This window comes from Eubacterium limosum (genome assembly GCF_000807675.2).
Lineage (GTDB): Bacteria > Bacillota > Clostridia > Eubacteriales > Eubacteriaceae > Eubacterium > Eubacterium limosum.
This window is the reverse complement of the sequence record NZ_CP019962.1, coordinates 976,282-995,331: the sequence shown is the minus strand read 5'-3', so window position 1 is coordinate 995,331 and position 19,050 is coordinate 976,282. Positions and strand designations below refer to the sequence as shown.

Genomic DNA, 19,050 nt, shown 5'->3' with positions numbered 1-19,050 from the left:
ACAGATTTTATTCCACGATTCCTTTTTCCTTGTAGTACGCTTCGTCAATCCCAGCTGATTCCATCTGCTCCGAAACCCTCAGCGGTGTAAAACGGCCGATTATTTTAAGCATGACAATGGTTAGCACAAAGCTGTAAAGCATGACGATAACCGCGCCGGCAAGCTGTGTCAGCAGCTGCCCCGGATTGCCATAAACCGCACCCGTTACAGCATTGATCGCAGGACTCGCGAAAAGACCCGTCATAATAATTCCAACGGTGCCTCCGACTCCATGCAGCCCAAAAACATCCAGTGTATCATCCAGATTCTTTTTAATACGCATCTGAATCATCCCATAACAGCACAGCGTGCCCACGACACCAATTATCGCTGCCGCCCACGGTTCCACAAATCCTGACCCTGGCGTTATACATACCAGTCCTGCCAAAGCCCCCATCATTGCACCGAGAACACTGGGATGTTTTTCCTGTATCCAGCTGGCAATCACCCAGGTCATAAGTCCAAAGCCCGCCGAAATCTGTGAATTGGTGATGGTCATTGCTGCAATTTCATTGGCCGCCAGAGCGCTTCCTCCGTTAAAGGCAAACCATCCAAACCATAAAAGCCCTGCGCCAATAGCGACATAGACCATGTTATGCGGAGTATAATCACGTTTTTTTCGGCCGCCGATTACAAGCACTGCCGCCAGAGCCGAGAATCCTGCGCTCATATGAACCACTGTACCACCGGCAAAATCTGCCAGACCCATCTGAGACAAAAATCCTCCGCCCCATACCCAATGTGCTACCGGAATATAAACCAGAAAGCTCCACAGCGTCAGAAATACCATGTAGCTTTTAAGCGTCATACGCTCTGCCACCGCGCCGCAGATAAGCGCTGGTGTCACCAGTGCAAACATCAGCTGAAAGACAAAAAACGCAATAAACGGAATCGTCGGAGCCCAGAGTGCTGAGGACGCCAGACTGACATTCTGTAAAAATGCAAATTCCAGATTACCGATTATTCCCGAAACATCATCGCCAAAAATCAGGCTGAAACCACCCATAAACCAAAGAACCGTCACAATACCCATGGCAATAAAGCACTGAAACATAATATCAACGATATTTCCTTTTCTCAGCAGTCCAGCGTAAAAAACAGCTAACGCCGGTGTCATCAGGCACACCATTGCCGCACAGACAAGAATAAACCCTGTATCCGCAAAATTAATCATACTTCCCTTTTCTCCTCATAAATCATACAAAATTTACATTCAAGATTATCAGCTTTTACTTTATCTGTCAAACAGACCCTTTGTAAATTTTATGTTTATAAATCTTATAATTATTTTTGTCGAATTTTTACTTTTCTAGTGCAAAGTCTAACTGCTTATTATCTTTTCTCATAAATTATGATTTTTTGATTTTCGTGAAATTATTTTTCAAGTCATAAAAATTGATTTCCACGACCTTTATTGTAAAATAATTTGAGAATTTTCCCATCAAATCCATCTAAAACCTTTTTATACACGCAAAACTCCCTTCTTTTTTGTGTAAAACCGCATTTTATAACAAATTCCACTATTCCGTTGCAAATACGCTGTCTTTTTACTGCACTGCAATGTATACTTGCAATAATCTTTATCGAAACAAAGAAAGGAATATACAATGCTTAACCAATCTCAATTGATTCTCGAGATGAGCGATTACCTGGCAAATGACCCAAGACGAATCCATCATTTTCTCAAAGTACTGGGATTTGCCCAAGCTATCAGCAGTTGTGAGCAGCTTGACCCTTGCACGGCGACTATCCTTGAAACCGCTGCAATTGTCCACGATATCGGAAGTAAGATCAGTGAAGCAAAATATGGTCAAAGTAACGGCAAGCTGCAAGAGCAGGAAGGCCCCGCCGAAGCCCGAAAGGTACTTGAAAGCCTTGATTATCCATCGAATATCATTGATCGTGTCTGCTATCTTGTTGCTCATCACCATACCTATAACACCATTGCAGGCTTAGACTATCAGGTTCTTATCGAAGCGGATTTTCTTGTCAACGCCTATGATCGCAGCCTGTCTCCTGAGTCAATCCAAAGCTTTGGCAGCCGATATTTTAAAACACAAACCGGAAAATATCTCCTTGAACGCCTGTACCTGAAAGATCATCGCACTTAAACCGTCAACTGTTTTCTCAGCGGGCAGATCTGCACTGTCTCTAATTCACAAAAAAAGAACCTCTTACCCAATGTAAGAGGTTCTTCTCCATATGGTATTATCCAGCGTATGTCTGTTGAATTGAAATTTATTGTCTTACTGAAAAATAAGGACCATTCCATTTTTCAGCCTGCATTTCCGCAGATCCTGACCTGCGCTGCTCCTGATCTTGCCCTCTGTGACCTGTTCCAGATAATCCTTCTGTGACAGGCACAGCTTATCCCGCACCAATGTGGAAACCTTGACTGGAAATGGGTATTCGCTTTGTATCTCCACCTCTGATACTTCTCCGGATACGGGAATATCGCCCAAAACAGAGCAGGATGGCCGAAGGACATCGGCGCCGTTTCCTTTCAGAAATTGAAAATCCATGGCATACTGCCGGGCAAGCCCTTCTTCATTGCTGTAAAAGCCTTCCAGCAAATCAGCGTTCAACGCCTGTGGCGAAACACGTGAATAAACCGCCGCGTTCCAGGTCGTATCACATTTTGCGCATTTGTAAATCAGCCAAACATCCAGATATTTCCGCTGGGCATTGACACGAAATTGTCCCGAACAGCTAAACTCTGACGTTTTACCGCATTTTTTGCAATGCCTTAACACCAAGGGCGGCCCAAGGGGTTCTATTTTCCAGATAATTTTTTTCATTGTCTGGCTCCTTTCACTATTATAAGAAAGAAGCCTAATAAGGTGGATTGTCACAAATTCTTTTCATCCTGTGCCTCCCTGATTCATATTTCTTTTATGAATCCATTGTAGCATGATGCTTCTGTGCACCCTACCTAATACTCTTTTCATAAATAAACATAAGAAAAAAGCTGACCCAGTCTGTAAAACTGAATCAGCTGTCATTAGCCGTTATTCTCTTTTTTTAACTGCCCGACAATTCTCTGGATACTCTTCAGGCTCAAAAAGTATTTCTCCGCCAGAGCTTCCATAGACGCTCCGGCCAGATAGTCTGTGTAGATATTGGTATTACGCTCCTTCAATTCCTGACGGGTCGAGGTTGATGCGCCCCAGCCTTTTTTATTGTCAGAAATTCTTGGGATGTAGAGAAACTCCCCGTCAATGTACTCCTGAATCTTTTCCAGAAGCTCCCGCGGCAGAATATGTGTTGCCTTCTTATAGCTCATTTTGCGCTCCTGATATTGTTATTCAAACGGGAACAGCAAAGCTACCGACAAGCATTTATTCAATTTATAAACCGTTGCGACAGCCCTGCCTACGCAACCATAACGATAGGATTAAGCATAAAACTTCACCCCTCCTTCTTCATTGGTCTTTTCCTGTTTAATTTTATCACAAGCTAAAAAAAGACAAAACCTCATTCTCCTTTATTAAAGGAAAATGAGGTTTGTCTTTAAGTATAATATTATTTTATGTTTTTACAATCTAAACCAGCTTTACCCTTTGACACTGCAAATATGCTTTCTATGATTCTTCCCCATCAATTCTTAGTCAGGATAAAAATCAATTTATCCATTATTTTATCTCTCTCCATTTCCTGCATTTCACTATCTGTCTTTTCTCGCTTCAGACGTTCGAATAATTCTTTTACGGTATTATTTTTTTGCGTGCTTTCCATTTTTCCACCTCACAAACAGCTTTTTAGTAAGTTCCATACATTTTGACTGCCTCAATCATCGCTTTGATATTTTCTGACTTTGCATCTCCTAAAGTGAGAATCCCTTTGTCTGTACTGATCATAAATCCTCCGTCTGCTGCGCAGTCATCAATCATCTTTTTCACACAATCTTTCACTTCTTCTTCACTTCCGAAGGCCAAAAGGCTGATCGGAACACCGCCGCACACACAAAGCTTATTGCCAAGCTTCTCTTTAAACTTTTTACAGTCGCCATTTTCCTGTAGACAGACCAGCTTCCCATCGTTATCCGGAAGCTCCTGGAGCAATTCATAGTATGGCTCCCAGTTGCCCTCCATAAACACCCCCACGGTATAGCCGCAGGTATTCATTGCATAATCCAGCTGCGCGCGGAAATAAGGAAAATAGAATTCCTCAAAATCCTTTGGTTTTAAAAATGGCGCGATATGTGTGGCGCAAAACAGAAAGTGCGCCGAATCTTCCCGCTTCCTATACCCATCACAGCTGTTATGAATAAGAAAATCATTAAAGCTTTCCATGGTGTGCTTCAGCTCATCCGGGTGTCTGCGGATGTCTGTCATAACTCCGGAAAAATCTCTGCAAAAATCCATAATACTGTCTAACGGGTGGTTAATGGCTCCGTTTGACAGCACTGGATAGCCGTCTGCCTCAATGCGCATATTGGCTTCAATTGTTTTTTTCATATACCAGCCAAATTTATCAAAGGCCTCACACAATGCCTCGTAAGCCTTTTCGCCGGTCTCGTTAAGGATAGGATACTTTCGGGGCAGTAAATAATCCCGAAAATAGGCAGCTGGATCTTTTGCCAGCAATGGATATTCATCTTCATTCATAACATTACAACTGAGGTTTGAAACCTGCAGGCCCTTTTCCGTTACGATATAATGTCCGCCGCCAAGTGCGTTTGTAGCTGGAATCGGTACATTATTTCCCATGGTAAAGAATGCGTCAAAATCAAATTCTTTAGCCAGACGCGAATGAACATCATAGGTAAGTTCTGGTTTTGTGTCATAAACCTCTTTAACGCTGTAGCCATAGTAATTTTCTGCCCATGCATAAATATTCGCCACGACAGGCACCCTGTCCGGCGCTTTTCTCTGAATTGCTTTTTCGCAGCGTTCAAGTCGTTTTTGATATCCGCTATTTTTATTTTCCATTTTAAACTTTCACCTCATGTCCTTAAATAAATCCAACGATACTTCCAGCTAACGGGAACCATACCGCCATCAAAATAACCAGTATTACCTGAATAAGAGCGGTTGATTTCGGCATCTCGCTCATCTTGTAAAAACCTTTGGAATAGGTAATCATTGGAACTGTATCGAGCGGCAGTAAATAGGCATTGCCAGCACAGATCCCGAGAATAATCATCAGAATTGCCGGGCTGTATCCACAGTTTGCAGCAACAGAAATCATGGCTGGTGCTAAAACAGCAATGAACGCCGGTGCGACTGGAACAACGATCAGCATCGCAAAACCAATGAAGCCGCAGATCGCAATAAGAATTGGCCCTGTGATGCTCATTTGTTCCGGCATAAACGATGCAACCAGCCAGTTTCCAATCCCATTGGCTGAAATGGCCGTACCCAGTGTAAGCACCGTACCCACCAGAAAGAAGACCTGCCAACTGACACTTTTTACAAATTCATCCCATGTAAGCGCACCGATCTTTGGTAAAAAGAGACAGAATAATCCACACAAAGCGACCATTGTCACATTAAATACAGGGAACCAGGAACTGGCGATCCAGCACACCAGCATGATCAACGTTACCAGGATAACAAATTTTTCCTTTATGTCCATCTTGTCATGTGTATTCAGCGTATTGACGTAAGCCTTCAAACGATCTGGGTCCATGTCTGCCGGATGATAAACCTTGGTAATAATCAGCCAAGCAGCCGGAAGTATCACAATCGCAAGCGGTATTCCAAACACCATCCATTGAACAAAGCTGACTGTAATACCTGTCATTTGCTCAAGCATACCAATAACCAGCAAGTTAAGTGATGAGCCGGCCGGCGTCATAACGCCACCAACCATTGCGCTGACTGGAATGGCAATCATCAGCGCCTTACCGGTTCGCTTCTTTTCATCTTCATCTTCAAAAATATCAAGGAACCCCAACGCGATTCCCATAAAAATGGCTGTTGTCGGAATATTCGATACCATGGATGAAAACAACGCTGTACACACCATGATTCCAAAGATAATTCCCTGGGTACTCCCTTTCAACAGTCTGATAATAACCAATAGAATTCGATGGGCAATCGGCATTTTGGCGATCGCCGCTGAAATCCCAAAGGATGCCAGAATAAAAAAGGTAACGGGATTCGCAAATCCTGTAAACCCATCTCCAATACTTGGAACCGCTCCCAACACAGGCATCAATATCAAAGTAATGATACAGATAACCCCAGCCGGAAAGGCTTCGGTTACAAGCAGAATCAGAAAGACCAGCAAAATACTGATCGTTCGCCATCCAGCTACCCCCAGATCTGCCGGTGCCGGCATAAAATACATAATAATGACAATTGCAATGCTGACCAGCATGCCAATTATCTGTTGTTTTTTTATTTTGTTATCCTGCTGCATTTCGGATCCTCCTCTTTATGCACTCTATAAAAACAAACTGAAAATAAACCGGTATAAATCTTCTTCATAGGGCTGAACATACTGTGAAGCATCAAATTCATCGTCTGAATTTAATTGAGAGCTGCTACGTTTATATTCTTCCTCATAGTTATGATAATATGCGGACTGCATTTGTTTTCACCTCCTGTCATTAAATTGTCTGTACCGTATACGTTTAATAGCGGCCGTAGGTTTTTACAGTTTCAATTACTGCTTTGAGGTTATCCGCGATTTTACCTTCTAAAGAGTATATTGTTTTATCTGTATTAAAAATATATCCGCCATCCAGAGCAAGCACATCGAGCAAAGCCTTTGCCTTATCGGTACATTCTTTTTCGGTACCAGTCTGGAGCAGGGTGATCGGATATAATCCCGATATAATATGCTTATTTCCCAATGTCTGTTTGATCTTTTGGGGATCACCATATTCAAATTGAAACTCAACCCGGCTGCCGAGTTCACCCAGATGATCAATTTTATCTCCCCAGTCATGTTCCACAAAAGCCTTTACCCCTACATTTTTCTCAGCGATATAATCCATTAGTTTTTTAAAGGTTGGCCACCAAAATTGATCAAAATCTTTTGGGCGCATGAACGGAGCCATGTGCAGCGGTATAAAGGTTCTTGAATACCGGGAAGAACTTGGCGCAACCGCTAATTTCTGCATGTGCGGCAGAACTGCATCACACGCCTTAAGCACCTTCTCCGGATATCTTCGGATATCTTTTGCAATGCCGCTAAAAGAACGAATGAAATCCGCCAGAAAATCAAAGGGCGCCTCGGTCATCCCACCTGCTGGAAAAGCAGCAAACTGATATTTTTTAATCATCTTCGCCATGGTTGCTCCCATGACCGCACCCGTTCTGTTCTTCGCATGAAAAGCCCGGGCTAAATTCAGCGCCTTTTCATCTTTGCCGGCATCCAGCCCTTCATAAAGCCGTGGAAGAAGTTTTTCAACCATACATTTGTATGGGTCTTCAATAAAAAGGTCATATTCCTCCGGTTCCAGGCAATATATTTCAGGATGCTGCATATATCCGGATTCACTCATTATAATTGCCTTTGAACCAAGCAGCCAGTAATGAGCCGGATTTCTCAATGTTGGCATGATCGGCGATTTATCCGTTTTAAATTCCTTACAAACCTTATCAAAGAATACCTCGTAAAGTTCTGTATTCCACTGCGCTTCTTTCAGTTCAAGACCGGAATAGCAAATTGCCGCTTCCCATGAAACCGACACCTCAACAGGAACCCGTTTAGGAATCCTTCCCTCATAAACGTCTTGAAATAATTCTATCCGCTCAGCCTGGCTTTCTGTAAATTTCTGTTCTCCCATTTCTCCTCCGATTTAGGCTTTTTATTATTTTCGCCTATTTATTTATAATTAAATTGTATCTTTATTTCGTATTTTGTCAATACTTTTATATTTTTTCTTAAAAAACCTATTTTAAAAATGTAAAAATAAGTTTTTTCGGGCATTTTCTTCAGATTTTTATGATAAATTATGGATAAATATAGTAATGCTGTAGTATAATGGGCTTAAACAAGTAAAAGAAAATCTGGAAAGTAGGCTGAAAAAATGGCTGTATCGAAATCTAAGAGAGGTTTAAAAACTCAAAAGTTAATTCTTCAAACAGCAAAAGAATTTTTTTATGAAAAAGGCTATGAAAAAACAACGATAAAAGAAATCTGCGATAAAATTGATATACGGACAGGTAATTTGGCGTATTACTATAAAACCAAAGATGATCTTGTCAAAGCGATCTATGATGATCTTTTTTTAGAATCCTATACCTTTGTATCAACTCATCTTGAACATAAAGCTTCTGCACTCGAACGGAACACCATCAACAGTCTCGTCGACTTCCGCGCACGGCTCCGGGACAAAAATACGACAAGATTCTATTTAGACAATTTGAAAAAAAAACAGCTTTCTCTCTATCTTGACAATAATTTAATCCGTTTTGTAAGGCAGTTTATTACTGAATTAAAACTTGATATTTCTGAAAAGGAGCTTCAGGACATTCTATACGCCGAGTATGGCCTGCGCCGCGAACTTACGATCCGTATGATCGAAAATCCAGAGGAAAATGATTTTTGGGATTATTTTACAACGATCAATATTTTCAGATGCCGGCTCTATAAAATTGATGAAAATCTAATGCGCGCTTTCTTATTTAACGCAATGGAGTTTGAACGGAAAAACGACTTTTCACAAATTCGGCTATTGATTTAAAATTTTCGGCTGTGAGCGGGTTGATCTACAACAATCGAGACCTTCATTTCTTCTGTTTAAAATAATACAAGCCAGTATCTAAAGATACTGGCTTGTATTATTTTAAACAGACAGCAAATGCCGTTTCCCTTAACACACCTTACTTCCTGCCGGCATTGTGGAATCCTCCACTGTCAGCAGCGAAAGTCTTTTCCCACCGATGGCGGACAATATCATCCCATTGGATTCTACGCCGCGCAGCACAATAGGTTTGAGATTAACACATACCACCACCGTCATTCCAATCAGATCCTCTGGTTTATAATATTCCGCAATTCCTGAAACGATCTGCCGTTTCTCGCTGCCCAAATCAATTTGAAAAACCAAAAGTTTATCCGCGTCCGGATGCTTCTCACAGGCTAATATCTCGCCGATTTTCAATTCTACCTTTGAAAAATCATCGATAGTAATCTTATTGCTGTTTTGTATTTCAGGTTTCTTCTGCTTTTCCTTTTGCACCGCCTTGTTTTTCTTATTCTGCTTTTCTGTCTCTACTCTTGGGAACAGCGCATCGCAGCTCTCTATCCTGATGTTCTCTGGATATTGTCCAAACACCTCAAGGCTTTTCCAGGTTCTCAGTGTTTCTGGCACGCTTAAGCTTTCAAGTATTTTTCTGCCTGTTTCCGGCATCACCGGACCTACCATAACGGCGGTAAAACGCAGAGCCTCTGTCAGGTTATACATAACTGCCGCCAGACGGCTGTGGTTTTTCGGGTCCTTATACAAAATCCACGGCTCGGTTTCATCAATATATTTATTGGTTCGGCCGACCAATCTCCAAACCGCTTCCAATGCTCTGCTAAAATCCACCCTGTCCATATGCCCAGCAAAAACCTCAGGGGTGTCCTGTGCCAGTTTAATCAGCTCAGAATCCAACGCGGCAGCTTCCCGCTGCCCGGGTATTTTTCCATCAAAATATTTCACAGTCATTGCTGCGGTTCTGCTCAGAAGATTTCCAAGGTCATTGGCCAGGTCTGAGTTGATACGGTTTATCAGCAGCTCCTCACTATACACGCCGTCTGCACCGTCCTTCATTTCCCTGAGCAGATAGTAGCGCAGGGCATCCACTCCGTATTTACTGGCCAGCTCTACAGGATTTACGACATTGCCAACCGATTTTGACATCTTTCCGCCCTTAAGCAATATCCATCCATGCCCGTAAATCTGGTTGGGCAGCGGCAAATCCAGTGCCATCAGCATAATGGGCCAGTAAATGGTATGAAAGCGTATGATGTCTTTTCCTACCAGATGCACATTGGCAGGCCAGTACCGTTTCATCAGGTCGGGCTTATCATTGAGATAACCCAGGGCTGACAGATAATTCGGCAGCGCATCAATCCAAACATAGACGACATGCTTAGGATCAAAGTCAACTGGAACACCCCAGCTAAAGGAGGTTCGTGAGACACAGAGATCCTGAAGGCCAGGCTTGATAAAATTATTGATCATTTCATTTTTCCGAGACTCTGGTTTGATAAAATCCGGATGGGTTTCAATATGCTCAAGCAGACGGTCTGCATATTTAGACATTTTAAAGAAGTAAGCCTCCTCTGAGGCCATCTCCACTGGCCGGCCGCAATCAGGGCATTTTCCGTCAACGATCTGGCTTTCTGTCCAGAAGGATTCACATGGGGTACAGTACCAGCCCTCATATTTTCCTTTATAGATATCACCCTGGTCATAGAGCTTTTTAAAAATACGCTGAATGGTTTTCATGTGCTCGGGGTCTGTGGTGCGAATGAGCTGGTCGTTATCAATCTGCATCAGCTTCCAGAGCTCAGCGATGCGCGCAGCCTCTTCATCCACAAAAGCCTGGGGAGACATACCCTTTTCTTCGGCCACCTTTTCAATCTTCTGTCCGTGCTCATCAATCCCTGTAATCATGTAAGCATCGTAGCCCTGAAGCGCCTTAAAGCGTTTGAGGGTATCTGCCGCCACAGTTGTATAGGTATGGCCGATATGCAGGTCGCTGCTCGGGTAATAGATGGGCGTTGTAACATAATACTTTTCTTTCAATTCTGTCTCCCCTTTATCTGTTAATTTTTGACGCCAGGCAGGCCGCGCCGAATCCATTGTCAATATTCACAACCCCAATGCCGCTGGCACAGGATGTCAGCATTCCCAGCAATGCCGAAACACCGCCAAAGTTCGCACCGTATCCAATACTCGTAGGTACGGCGATGACTGGTTTATCCGTCAGACCGCCAACCACACTTGCCAGGGCGCCTTCCATACCGGCAATGACAATGATCACGCCTGCACGGTTGATCCGTTCTACATTGTCAAGCAGCCGGTGGATACCTGCAACTCCGACATCATAAATCCGATCCACACAATTTCCCATGACCTCCGCACAGACCGCCGCTTCCTCCGCCACCGGAATATCCGAAGTTCCAGCGGATACGACTGTAATACTTTTTTCACTCACCTTAAATGCCTGCCGCTTGACAACTACAACTCTGGCCTCTTTATAATACTCCGTTTCATCAGAAAGCTCCGCGATGGTTTTGTAAACATTCTCGTCGGCCCGGGTTGCCATAATATTCCCATCTGTACGCTCAATCATATCCTTGACAATGCCACGGACCTGCTCAAGGGATTTCCCAGGGCTGTACACAACTTCCGGAAAACCATTGCGCAATTCTCTATGATAGTCGACCTTTGCGTATTCCAGATCATGATACGGTATATCCTTTATTTTTTCAAAAGCGCTGTCAATACTGGTTTGACCGCTCTTTACCTCTGTTAATAAATCTTTTAATTTTTCTGCATTCATCGTCTGCCCTCTGTTCTTTTTAGATGAAAGACCGGAAAGGAAAAATCCTTTCCAGTCTGTTACTTGTAAAACAGCCTGTTTAACTGAAGAAGCCAATAAATCCTGTCGCAAGGAAATATATGAATACCGGCACAGCGAGGAACTTGTATAAAACATCTTCCCATGCTCCGTATTTGACAACAGAGGTCGGATTAATCCACTCCTCACGCACGCGTTTCGCCTTATAAAACCATGCCAGGTAAACAGCAAGGCCAGTGGCGGCAGCAGTATACAGAAATGTCCCAACCAAATAGTCGAAATGTTCTAAGAATTCGGAAATCCAGATACATGGAATCGCGCCAATAATAGCGACAAGTGTCACAATGATAACCGCTGTTCTCCGCTTCATTCCAAAGCTGTCAATTAAAACAGTAACCGGGACCTCCCAGGCGGAAATAGTGGTGGATAAACCAGCGAATAATAATGCGATCAGGAAAAACACCAGCCAGACAGGACCGCCCGCAAGCTGTTCAAAAACCTTCGGCAATACCATGAAAATAAGACCGCTGCCTGCGTCCGGGTTCATTCCAAAAAGAATAACCGCTGGAATCATCGCAAAGCCACTTAAAACACAGATTAGCATCTGGGTAATATTGACAGTTACCAGGTCTGTCCCGATATCCGCTTTGTCGGAGCAGTAGCTCCCAAAAGTTATGAGGTAGCCCGGCCCGCAGCCTATTGCAAACAGCGCCATACCGGCCGCTTCAACCCAGAGCTTCGGATTTGCCCACTGAGAAAAATCTGGACGGACATAAAATTCAATCCCTTCCATAATCCCTGGCAGTGTACAGATACGGACGACCAGAACGACCAAAATAACAAACAATGCCGGTAAAAGAATTTTACATGCTTTTTCAATACCGCCCTTGATACCGCCCAGACAGATAACACCTGTCAGAATATCAAGCCCGGCAACCACCAGAAACACGACGATTTTATTGTTTGCAACAACATTGTAAAATCCCTCAGGATCTGCCAGAAACGGCGACCCTGCAGCGGTATAATAAATGTATTGTACAACATTCGCCATAATAACAGGATAATAGAACATTAACAAAAGCGGAATCAATGCGATGAATGTTCCGATCACTTTTCCTTTTTTACCTGCCAGAGACTCAAGCGCACCGGCAACACCGGATTTTGTATGTCTCCCCAATCCAACTTCTCCCCAAGCGGCCGGGATTACAATAATAATACTGATTAGAAAAAATGCCAGGACAAACGCGCCTCCACCATACTTTGCAGTCAGCATTGGAAAACGCCACATTGCACCGACACCAATCGCCATCCCCAGGGTTGACAGAATATAGCCTATCCGCGATCCCCATGCTCCACGGCTTTTTTTATCACTCATTTTATTTCTCCTCTTCTAAATCTCTTTATTCCTTAGCGAATGCGCAATTAGGGCAATACTGCCTCCGCCGAGAACAACGCCGTAAAATATCAACATAATCCAAGTACCAATCGACATTTTTAACCTCCTGATTTTTAAAACACTTTACCAATTACTGTCAAACTACTAGATTTTCACTAATCATGCCGATAAAACTCGATCCTCTTGAGAAATAAAATGAATTTTTAAAATAGACTTGCTAATTATAAAAACCGTGGTATTATTAACATAAAAGAGATTAGTGAAGAATATTTATATTATCTTATTTTTCAGTTGAATAATTTATATTACTTTTTCACTTTTAAGTTTCTTTTTTTATTATGCAAAAGAGTTGGACTAGAACTCTTTTGCATATTTTATTTATCAGCCTTTACCGATAATTACTTACAGACCCTGCTGAGCTGTCCTTGCAATGACATTTTCCTGAACATCTTTATCCAGCTCAATAAAATACGCAGAATAGCCTGCAACCCGAACCATCAAATTACGATGCTTTTCTGGATGAACCTGAGCATCTCTTAATGTTTCTTCATCCACAACATTTATCTGAACATGTTCTCCGTATTCGTCAAAGTAAGATTTAATCAAAGTTCCGAGAATATTCAGACCTTTTTCTCCCTTAACGATAACCGGATCAAACTTCTGATTAAGCAATGTGCCAATTAAAGGACGAAATTGATCAATTTTAGAAACTGAACGCAAAGCCGCTGTCGGTCCATTGACATCCCTTGATGCGGCTGGTGAAGCATTATCTGCTAATGCTTCAAAAGCATGGCGTCCGTCAGGCGTAGCTCCAACACTTTTGCCCTGAAGGACATTAAAGGACTGTGAGAGAACTGACAAAACGTACTTACCATTTCTTGAATCGGGATATTTTTCAATTTCATCTGTTGCTATCTCCACAATTTTTCGTGCAATCTCATCAACGTAGTCATCATCATTGCCATATTTAGGCGCATCGTTCATGAGCATCTGACGCAAGGGTTCCTGATTCTTAAAGTCATCTGCAATGGCAGCCTTAAGTTCGTTAAAACTTATCTTATGTTCATCATAAACGAATTTTTTGATCGCCGCGATTGAATCCGCCGCGTTAGCCATTGCTGTGATAAACGAACCTGAAAAATTATATTTCGCTCCACCTTCCTGCAGTGTTTTTCCTTCTTCAATGCAATCATCTACCAAACTGGAAGATACTAATGCCGGAACCATATTAGCCTGACAGGCACCCACAATATTGTAAGCCTCACACATCAGCTTTGTAAAATATTCCATTTGTTTTTGATAAGCATCCATAAAATCATCAAAAGACTCAAAGCTGTTTGGATCACCCGTTCTAAGCCCAATCTGTTTTTCGGTTAACGGATCAATGCCATCATTTAACACAAATTCAACAAGTTTCACAGTATTAATATAGCCGACAACTGGTCGACCATCTGTTTTTCCAGTAACATAATTCTCAACGCAACCTTCAATACTCCAGTCTCTGGCCTCCTTAATAGTAGCTCCCTTAGAGAGAACAAGTGGAATGATCAGTTTATCATTAAACATTGCCGGTGTCGCAAGACCAGCCTGTATCATCGTAAGCGCCTTTTTAAAAAATTCTTCGTTAATACCATCATGATAACGGAAAGATATGGTGGGCTGCGTCGTTTTCACCTCGCTGGTTGCCTGAAGAATACAAAACGAAAACTCATTAACAGCATCCTTGCCATCCGGCGTTACACCCCCAACCGCACAGTTTTGCCACATGGGATATCCCGCAAAAGCTTGTGCATCAAAGTCATCACGCACTTTAATAATTTCTGTTATTTTAATCCACAGACACTCAATATACTCGACGCATTGATCAAAAGTTATATTGCCTTCTTCAATATCTTTTTTGTAGAAGGGGTACATCGTTTGATCAAATCGCCCAAGGCCAATAGAGTGCCCATTTGTCTCGATCTGCATAATCAAATGCATAAACCAGAAAAATTGAAGTGCTTCATAAGTTGTCTGTGGTGGATTTTCTGGAACGATCGAGCAATTGCTGGCAATTTGCAAAAGCTCATTTTTTCGTTTTGAGTCACTTTCCTTTTCGGCCATTTCTTTGGCCAGCTTTTCATAGCGGTGAGCAAAGTCTATACAGGATTCACAGGAAATAATAACCCCTTGCCAAAAATCAATCTGACGCTGTGTTTCATGATTGACATAATCAACGGATTCGATTTTTTTCTGCGCATTTTCAATAATTCCTTTTAATCCCAATTTAAAAACTTTTGGGTAATTGGGAACAACATGGCCTGTTGAGGTTGTCCTTGAACCAACGGATAAAACTCCCAGTTGTTCAGCTTCCAGTACTTCCTCTGTCAACTTTTCATCAACGAGCTCTTTAAAGCTGTTATCCTTCCAAAACTCAAGATCTTCGAGCAGTCTTTTTTTGTTTTCGTCACTGATAAATAAAGGGTCAGTTTGTCTGGTGGAAAAGGTGTCAATTGTATCAATAATCCAATTTGCACCAAATTCAGGAAATACCGGAACTCCTCGATATTCCTTGGCTTGGTTACCGGCAAACAATTCATCGTCCGCAATATATATCGTCATATTTTCCAGCAGATACTTTAATAGCTTAGCACGTCTGAGCATTGGCGTATCACAGGAACATTGCCTGTAGAATTTTGTGATTAATTCTGCGCGTTCCACGCAAATATGTGGTTTGGTTTCCCGCATTCTATCTCTTAATTTTTCTACGCGTTTGGTTATCATTCTATACTCCTCCATTAATTTTCAGCTATTTATGCTGTTCAAACCAGCATTTTTTCCCTGCCGGTACCAAAATTTTATTCATATAATCCACGTATTCCAGCATCTTTTCATCTTCTGGGCTGTTAACATTCTGTAACTCATACTTCCTTCCAAGCATTTCATATTTATGGACCCCCAAAGCATGGTATGCCAGCAACTCAATACCTTCTGCATGGTCAGCAGACGCTACCAGCTCAGCTATCCCTTTAAAATTTTCCTGCTGGTCATTATAGCCCGGAATTACTGGAACCCGTACTGTTATTTTATTTCCAAAGGAATCAATCTTTTTAAAATTCTCAATGATTTTCTCATTTCCTCGGCCTGTTAATATCTCATGCTTTTTTGAGTCAATCTCTTTAATATCCATAAAGATTAAATCTATATATTTCAGTGCTGGCTCAAAGTGCTGAAAGTTTGCATAACCACAGGTTTCAACAGCTACATTGATTCCCAGTTTTTTGCACTCCCGAGCCGCATTCAAAAGAAATTCAGGATGTGTTAACGGCTCGCCTCCCGAAAAGGTAACACCTCCATTCGAATTATTATAATAGACCTTATCGCGCCGTACCTTTTCCATGAGCTTTTCAACGGTCATCTCTTCTCCGACCATACGTTTTGACTTTGCATAACATACTTCAGTACAGACACCGCACACATTACAAACCGCTCTGTTAATGACGCCATGACCGTTTTTGTCCAGTACGATACATTGTTCTGGACATTTTTCAATACAAACACCACATCCTATACAATGTGACTGCGTATCTGCAATCTCTTTCCCATATTCCTGTGACTCCGGATTTGCACACCACAGACATTTTAATGGACATCCTTTTAAAAAAACGATCGTACGTATTCCAGGGCCATCATGAATTGAGCACTTTTGGATATTAAACACCAACGCTGTGTCTTTATTGTTCCAATGCGGGTTCATTTTCATTATCATTTTTCTTTTTAGTGTAAAGCACACCAAATCCTGTTACTGCACAGATAACCGCGAATATTGGTGTTGCATATCCCATTAAGTAGTAAGGCGCATACTCTGCAACAGCCACCCCTAGTGTTAGGGAACAATAAATACCATTTGTTCCCCAGGGAACAAGCGGTGCCATAACTGTCGCACCATCCTGAATGGTTCGACCAAGAACACGCCGGTCAATACCTTGTTCGTCAAATTTTCTACCCATAGCATTGGCTGGAAGCAGCATTGCTAAATAAGGGTCTGCTGCAAAAAAGCTTAATGCAATTGCCATAACCAGTGTTGTTGTAATAAGTCCGGCACGGTTTTTTGTTATTCCGCTGATCTTGCCAATAACAACACTCATTACCCCTGTGCGTTCCAGACAACCGGCGAGAGCCAGCGAGAAAAGCATCAGCATAACTGTCGATGTCATCGAATTTAAACCACCGCGAGTTAACAGGCTATCAATAACGTCTACACCTGTCTCTGAGACATATCCTGAATGCATGAAAGTTAAGCATGAGGCTAAATTTTGGCCTTGGATAACAAATGTGAAAAACGCTCCCATCAATGACGCAATAATCATTGTCGGAATGGCAGGTACCTTTAAAATAATCATTGCCAATAACAAAATTAGTGGTATTATTAATACAGGTGAAAGATTAAAGGAAGAAGCAAGCCCATCCGTAATGGCCTGTATCTGTGATATATCTGCCGTGCCCGAGCCATATCTAAATCCAAGGAAAACAAAGACAACTGCGCTGACAAGCAGAGAAGGACCCGTGGTATAAATCATTGCGCGTACCACTTCATAAAGTCCGCCTTTTGACACAGCTGCAGCAAAATTTGTTGTATCGGAAACCGGCGATTGCTTATCGCCAAAATAAGCACCGCAAAGAATCGCGCCAGCAGTGAGACCTGCCGGGATTCCCAAACCAATTCCGACCCCCATAAAGGCAACCCCAATTGTACCAACGGTTGTCCATGAGGACCCTGTTACAACAGACATGATACAGCACAACAGCAGAATAGATAACAAGAACCATTGCGGTGAGAAAATTTTAAGTCCATAATATATAACTAATGGCACAGTACCGCTGGACATCCAGGTTCCAACAGTAACCCCAATCAGGCAAATAATTAAAATAGCCTCTATGGATTCTGAAATACTCTTACAGATACTATCGCGCATATCTTTCCACGGAATACGCAGATAAATACTGTAAACTAAAAGGACTGTGACACTCATCAAAATTGGAATATGAGGGTCTAGTTTAAGGCCTACCACGCCGATTAACAGAACCCCGATTGCAGCTATCAAAACAATGACAGACATTCCAAAAGTCGTTTCTCTTTCTGGTTTAACTTCTTTTGCTGTTTGGTTATTTTTAAATAGTTTCATGGTTTTCTCTTTCTTAAATTTCACTTACCTGCGAAGAGGTTGTCGCGAGCCTTTTCGCATTTTTTTAACCGTTATACATCCGCTTTTTTTTGATAGTCCTCAATATTTTTAATTACTTTCTGGCTCAATCTAACTTTTGACAAAGCAGACGATCCTGCTGCCTTATTTGGGCAAAAAACATTTGGATAGTTTGAGAATTCTTTTGATCCAAGCCCTCCCAATGTATCACTCAAAGCGTAGTTCTGCTCATTCTTCAGCCATTCTTTCAGTGCACTTATGTCGTGTGATGGCCCGATTGATGTATTCACAAAAATCTTCCCATTACCAAAAATTTCAAATTCGCGCTCGTTCATCAGGATCACGTTTTTATTTAAACAGGTACATAAAATGTCTACTTTTTCAAGCAGTTTGTCTTTGGGAAGCCATATAAAACCTTCCTTGTTCTCTAATTCCGGTTTTCTTGTTCTGCTGAAGTAGTAGACATTTGCACCAAAGAATTTTAAAGCACGGGCGACCATCGTACCACTTGTTCCCATCCCCATCACACCAATATTAATATCCGTGAGTTCCATCGGCGCACTCTTCCACATAGTGCCGCCAAACCCGTGCAGCAATCGGACAAGCTCGCTGATTACATATTCCGGCACGCCTTCATCGCCATAATCACGGACCCCTTTAACCACAATTCCTTTTTCCTCTGCCGCAGCGATATCCACATTGGCGTTCTCCGGTGCGTACAGGCTGCAGCACATCCCAATATACTTAATATTCGGGCAGGCATTCAGCACCTCACTGTCAATCTGGCTGGTATAGCTTAGAAGCACCGCGTCGGCATCGCCGATCCGTTTGATAATCGCCGCATTGTCCTCAGGAATACTGTAGTAAAACTGTACTTTTTCTGCATACTGCGACAGCCTGTTTTCTGCTTCCGGTGTCAGATTCAACCGTTCAATTGCCACCATTTTTTTGAACATAC

At 42.3% G+C, this 19,050-nt stretch carries 17 protein-coding genes; 2 read left to right on the top strand and 15 right to left on the bottom strand.

The window, feature by feature from the left end; translation table 11 throughout:
• Window positions 1-7 precede the first annotated feature (7 nt).
• Complete coding sequence (locus tag B2M23_RS04555; RefSeq protein ID WP_052237181.1) at window positions 8-1,213, bottom strand: ammonium transporter; 1,206 nt, start codon at window positions 1,211-1,213, stop codon at window positions 8-10.
• A 433-nt stretch (window positions 1,214-1,646) separates the two neighbouring features.
• Here B2M23_RS04555 and B2M23_RS04550 point away from each other — a divergent pair, with 433 nt between their 5' ends.
• Entirely contained in the window at window positions 1,647-2,150 is a 504-nt protein-coding gene (locus B2M23_RS04550; protein ID WP_038351912.1) for an HD domain-containing protein, read from the top strand.
• Between the two features lie 135 nt (window positions 2,151-2,285).
• On the opposite strand, the gene B2M23_RS04545 is transcribed toward B2M23_RS04550, so the two are convergent.
• The 7 genes from B2M23_RS04545 to B2M23_RS04525 form a co-directional block, all read right to left on the bottom strand.
• Complete coding sequence (locus B2M23_RS04545; RefSeq protein ID WP_038351913.1) at window positions 2,286-2,837, bottom strand: DUF1062 domain-containing protein; 552 nt, start codon at window positions 2,835-2,837, stop codon at window positions 2,286-2,288.
• A 203-nt stretch (window positions 2,838-3,040) separates the two neighbouring features.
• Complete coding sequence (locus tag B2M23_RS04540; RefSeq protein ID WP_038351914.1) at window positions 3,041-3,322, bottom strand: CD3324 family protein; 282 nt, start codon at window positions 3,320-3,322, stop codon at window positions 3,041-3,043.
• A gap of 314 nt (window positions 3,323-3,636) precedes the next feature.
• The gene (locus tag B2M23_RS21090; protein WP_167617738.1) at window positions 3,637-3,774 is read right to left on the bottom strand and encodes a hypothetical protein; all 138 of its coding nucleotides are present in this window, start codon (window positions 3,772-3,774) and stop codon (window positions 3,637-3,639) included.
• Window positions 3,775-3,797: 23 nt separating this feature from the next.
• On the bottom strand, window positions 3,798-4,970 hold the full coding sequence (locus B2M23_RS04535; protein ID WP_038351915.1) for a uroporphyrinogen decarboxylase family protein: 1,173 nt from the start codon (window positions 4,968-4,970) through the stop codon (window positions 3,798-3,800).
• Between the two features lie 22 nt (window positions 4,971-4,992).
• Complete coding sequence (locus B2M23_RS04530) at window positions 4,993-6,405, bottom strand: SLC13 family permease (RefSeq protein ID WP_038351916.1); 1,413 nt, start codon at window positions 6,403-6,405, stop codon at window positions 4,993-4,995.
• Between the two features lie 24 nt (window positions 6,406-6,429).
• Window positions 6,430-6,576 (bottom strand): hypothetical protein, encoded by a 147-nt coding sequence (locus B2M23_RS21085; protein WP_167617736.1) that lies wholly within the window; start codon window positions 6,574-6,576, stop codon window positions 6,430-6,432.
• Between the two features lie 43 nt (window positions 6,577-6,619).
• Window positions 6,620-7,780, bottom strand: a complete 1,161-nt coding sequence (locus tag B2M23_RS04525) for a uroporphyrinogen decarboxylase family protein (RefSeq protein ID WP_038351917.1) — start codon at window positions 7,778-7,780, stop codon at window positions 6,620-6,622.
• A gap of 243 nt (window positions 7,781-8,023) precedes the next feature.
• Between B2M23_RS04525 and B2M23_RS04520 the strand changes: the two genes are divergently transcribed.
• Entirely contained in the window at window positions 8,024-8,680 is a 657-nt protein-coding gene (locus B2M23_RS04520) for a TetR/AcrR family transcriptional regulator (RefSeq protein ID WP_052237182.1), read from the top strand.
• Between the two features lie 129 nt (window positions 8,681-8,809).
• On the opposite strand, the gene metG is transcribed toward B2M23_RS04520, so the two are convergent.
• The 7 genes from metG to B2M23_RS04485 form a co-directional block, all read right to left on the bottom strand.
• Window positions 8,810-10,792, bottom strand: a complete 1,983-nt coding sequence (gene metG, locus B2M23_RS04515) for a methionine--tRNA ligase (RefSeq protein WP_052237183.1) — start codon at window positions 10,790-10,792, stop codon at window positions 8,810-8,812.
• Entirely contained in the window at window positions 10,749-11,495 is a 747-nt protein-coding gene (larB, locus tag B2M23_RS04510; RefSeq protein ID WP_038351919.1) for a nickel pincer cofactor biosynthesis protein LarB, read from the bottom strand. The genes metG and larB overlap by 44 nt, the downstream gene beginning before the upstream one ends.
• 79 nt (window positions 11,496-11,574) lie before the next feature.
• Window positions 11,575-12,888 (bottom strand): sodium-dependent transporter, encoded by a 1,314-nt coding sequence (locus tag B2M23_RS04505; RefSeq protein ID WP_038351920.1) that lies wholly within the window; start codon window positions 12,886-12,888, stop codon window positions 11,575-11,577.
• Between the two features lie 423 nt (window positions 12,889-13,311).
• Window positions 13,312-15,672 carry a glycyl radical protein gene (locus tag B2M23_RS04500; protein ID WP_052237184.1) on the bottom strand — a complete coding sequence of 787 codons (2,361 nt, stop codon included), beginning with the start codon at window positions 15,670-15,672 and terminating at the stop codon, window positions 13,312-13,314.
• A gap of 25 nt (window positions 15,673-15,697) precedes the next feature.
• Window positions 15,698-16,651 carry a glycyl-radical enzyme activating protein gene (locus B2M23_RS04495; RefSeq protein ID WP_167617734.1) on the bottom strand — a complete coding sequence of 318 codons (954 nt, stop codon included), beginning with the start codon at window positions 16,649-16,651 and terminating at the stop codon, window positions 15,698-15,700.
• Complete coding sequence (nhaC, locus tag B2M23_RS04490) at window positions 16,623-18,074, bottom strand: Na+/H+ antiporter NhaC (RefSeq protein ID WP_052237186.1); 1,452 nt, start codon at window positions 18,072-18,074, stop codon at window positions 16,623-16,625. Before nhaC ends, B2M23_RS04495 begins: the two co-directional genes overlap by 29 nt.
• A gap of 71 nt (window positions 18,075-18,145) precedes the next feature.
• The gene (locus tag B2M23_RS04485) at window positions 18,146-19,048 is read right to left on the bottom strand and encodes a D-isomer specific 2-hydroxyacid dehydrogenase family protein (RefSeq protein ID WP_038351922.1); all 903 of its coding nucleotides are present in this window, start codon (window positions 19,046-19,048) and stop codon (window positions 18,146-18,148) included.
• Window positions 19,049-19,050 lie beyond the last annotated feature (2 nt).